The sequence below is a fragment of the Alcanivorax sp. HI0083 genome, from assembly GCF_001635175.1.
In genome coordinates this window covers 1-2,991 of record NZ_LWFX01001137.1, presented here as the reverse complement: position 1 = coordinate 2,991, position 2,991 = coordinate 1, and the positions used below count along the sequence as shown (strand labels likewise).

Below are 2,991 nucleotides of genomic sequence, written 5' to 3'. Positions count from 1 at the left end.
ACAGAACGGTTTCGCGGGCGGCATAGTCCTGTAACTGTTGCCGGTTTTCGATCAGGTAGACACCCATGCCCTGGCTGGAGCGCACCGACTTGGCCACAAACGGAAAGCGCCATTGATCGAGAATCTGGCCGATGCCGTATTTGTCCGATGAGGTGATCAGGGTTTCGGGCACATGGTCCGGGCAGGCCGTTTGCAGGGCGCGAGTCATCTCCACCTTGTCGTGACCCAGGTGGTAACTGCACAGGCTGGGAAAAATCGGCCGCTTGAGCACGTAATGCAGGCTGTTGATCTGCCAGTAACCGGGGAATAGCAGCCAGTCCGCCGCCGCGAGTTCGTCGCGGTGCTGATGCATATGCTCCGGTTTGATATAACGCACACCGGGGAGCCCGAGGGTGCGGAAAGGATCGAAAGTAATCAGTTTCACTATAGGGATTCCGACCGAGGTTCGCTTTTTTAATCGCCTTTGACCGGCTGGTCAAGCGTCTTTGTCGTTATTCGCCCTTGGCAGGTGGGGGCGCGCCCGCTAGCCTTGCCCGACTATAAATACGATTGGGAGAGCTGTCGTGACGATGCCGACACTGGAAAGTGATCTGGTTCTGGTGAACAACACCGAATCAGTGATGGAAATTACCCTGAACCGTCCGGACAAATTGAATGCGCTGACCAGTGCCATGTACCGGGATTTGGTCAAGCTGCTGGCCACTGCAGAGCAAAGTGATGATATTCACGTGGTGCTGTTCCGGGGTGAAGGCAAGTCCTTCAGTGCCGGTAACGACCTGGTGGATTTCCTGAATGCCAAGCCCGGTGAAGCGGGGGAGGCTGCCCATTTCATTCAGGCCATCCACGATTTCCCCAAGGTTGTCGTTGCGGCCGTGCAGGGCAACGCGGTTGGTGTGGGCACTACCATGCTGTTGCACATGGACCTGGTGGTGGCCTCCGAGGATGCCAAGCTGATCACGCCGTTTGTGGACCTGGGCGCCGTACCGGAAGCGGGTTCCGCCAAGCTGCTGCCAGCCTGGATCGGCTATCAGCGCGCAGCGCGCATGCTGCTGCTTGGTGAACCGATGCTGGCCGCAGAAGCGCTGGAAATCGGGCTGCTGGCCAAGGTTGTGGCGCGTGAAGAGCTGGACGCGACGGCCCGCAATCTGGCGGCGACACTGGCGAAAAAACCGCCTCGTGCCCTGCAGGCGAGCAAGCGGCTGATGCGTGAGTCCATCAACAAGCCTTTGCACCAGGTGGTGAAAGAAGACCTGGCACTGTTCGGGGAAATGCTCCAGGGCGACGAAGCCAAGGCGGTGATCGCGGCCATGGTGAGTAAGAGCAAGTAAAGGCAGCTGCGAGCTACCAGCTTCGAGCTGCGAGGCGCGGGTTGGGGTATCAGGTGCTGAGAGGTTGGTGTTCGCGTTCGAGCGCGGGGTGCGGTCAATCCTGGTATCTGTGTTCGTAGGGTGGAAATTGGCGTGAGCCAATCTCCGCCATTCAGCCCTGCAGTTTGTTCTTGAATGCGGCTCCGGTGCGCGGGCACTGCATCGCCGTAACAGCAGCCCTTTCCCGCGTCTCGTCGCTCGAGGCTAGTGGCTCGGAGCTACAACACCCCCGCATCCAGTCCCGCCGCCAGATACATTCCCAGTTCTTCCACTTCGGCCTCGAAGTTGTCCTGCCATTCCCCTTTGAGTACTTGTGGGTCCTGTACCCAGTTCCAGCGTAACCCGGTGACAATGGTTTCCACCGCCCGGCGGGTGCCGGTACCGTCATGGCCGGCGCGAATGTACAGGGCGCAGGGCAGGCCCTGTTTCTCTTCCAGTACGGCGTAGTAAGTGCGGTCAAAAAAGTCTTTCAACGCACCGCTCATATAGCCCAGATTTTCCGTGGTGCCGAGCAGGATGGCATCACAGGCCATCACATCTTCAGGGCCGGCTTCCAGTGGTGCCTTCACGGTGACCGAGACGCTCTCGATATCCTCGTGCCCGGCGCCACGGGCGGCGGCATCGCGGAGTTTTTGCGTATTCGGTGACGGGGCGTGGGCGACGATCAGCAGGTTTTTCATGGTCTCGTAATTCAACGCGGTTGATGGAGTCAGCATATCAGCTACGAGCGGCCGGCTTGTAGGCGTGGTGGGTTGAGTTGAAAGTTTAAAGTTTAAACGCGAATCAGGCCGTCGATGTCTGTAATGCCGCGCCCGCGTTCCCCGGTAATGGCGCGGGCACGGACTCTCCAATACAAAAACCTATCTCGCGCTTTTCAACTTTAAACTTTGAACTTTCAACTGCTCCTCACGTCTCCACATAATTCAGCGGCAAGGCTGCCGTATCCACCACCCGCCGCATCACAAAGCTGGAATGCACACCGCTGACGCCTTCGATCCGGGTGATCTTGTTGAGCAGGAAGTGCTGGTAGCCGTCGATATCGGGCACTACCACTTTCAGCAGGTAATCGGCTTCCTGCCCGGTGACCAGGTAACACAGTTGTACTTCCGGGTAACTGGCCACCTTCTCTTCAAAATTGGCGAAGCGCTCCGGTGTGTGGCGGTCCATGCTGATCTGGATCATCACGGTCAGGTCCAGTCCCAGCTTGCGGGCATCCAGCACCGTTTCCCGCTTCACAATAATGCCGGCGGACTCCAGCTTTTGGACCCGCCGGGAGCAGGGTGAAGGCGATAGCCCTACGGTTTCCGCCAGTTGTTGGTTGCTGAGCCCGCCGTTGTGCTGCAGCGCATCGAGAATACGCAGGTCGGTGCGATCCAGTTTTGCCAGTTCGGAGCTGCTCATGGGGTTTTTCTCTCTTATTTGGTGGTTTTGCGCAATTATCTTGCTCATAAGGCCGAAAATGGGTGAAGAAAGCAAGCACATTGCGCGTCCTGCGCCGTAAAGTATCTCTCGTAGGGCGATGACGCAGACAGCCACAAGCCGGATGCCTCTCTTGACCGCTACCGGTGCCTATCGGCGCCTTGATCGAGACCCGAGATCACACATGGAGTTGTTAGCCGCCAAG

Annotated in this window: 3 protein-coding genes and 1 pseudogene; 1 reads left to right on the top strand and 3 read right to left on the bottom strand. The window is 58.2% G+C overall.

Annotated elements, in window-relative coordinates; translation table 11 throughout:
• Window positions 1-424 (bottom strand): annotated as a pseudogene (locus A3754_RS15975) (hypothetical protein); the annotation flags it as partial.
• Between the two features lie 145 nt (window positions 425-569).
• On the opposite strand from A3754_RS15975, the gene A3754_RS15970 reads away from it, so the two are divergent.
• Window positions 570-1,328, top strand: a complete 759-nt coding sequence (locus tag A3754_RS15970; RefSeq protein WP_063520500.1) for an enoyl-CoA hydratase — start codon at window positions 570-572, stop codon at window positions 1,326-1,328.
• Window positions 1,329-1,585: 257 nt separating this feature from the next.
• Here A3754_RS15970 and A3754_RS15965 read toward each other — a convergent pair whose 3' ends face one another.
• Entirely contained in the window at window positions 1,586-2,047 is a 462-nt protein-coding gene (locus A3754_RS15965) for a flavodoxin family protein (protein WP_063520499.1), read from the bottom strand.
• A gap of 226 nt (window positions 2,048-2,273) precedes the next feature.
• Window positions 2,274-2,768 (bottom strand): Lrp/AsnC family transcriptional regulator, encoded by a 495-nt coding sequence (locus A3754_RS15960; protein WP_063520498.1) that lies wholly within the window; start codon window positions 2,766-2,768, stop codon window positions 2,274-2,276.
• Between the last annotated feature and the right edge of the window lie 223 nt (window positions 2,769-2,991).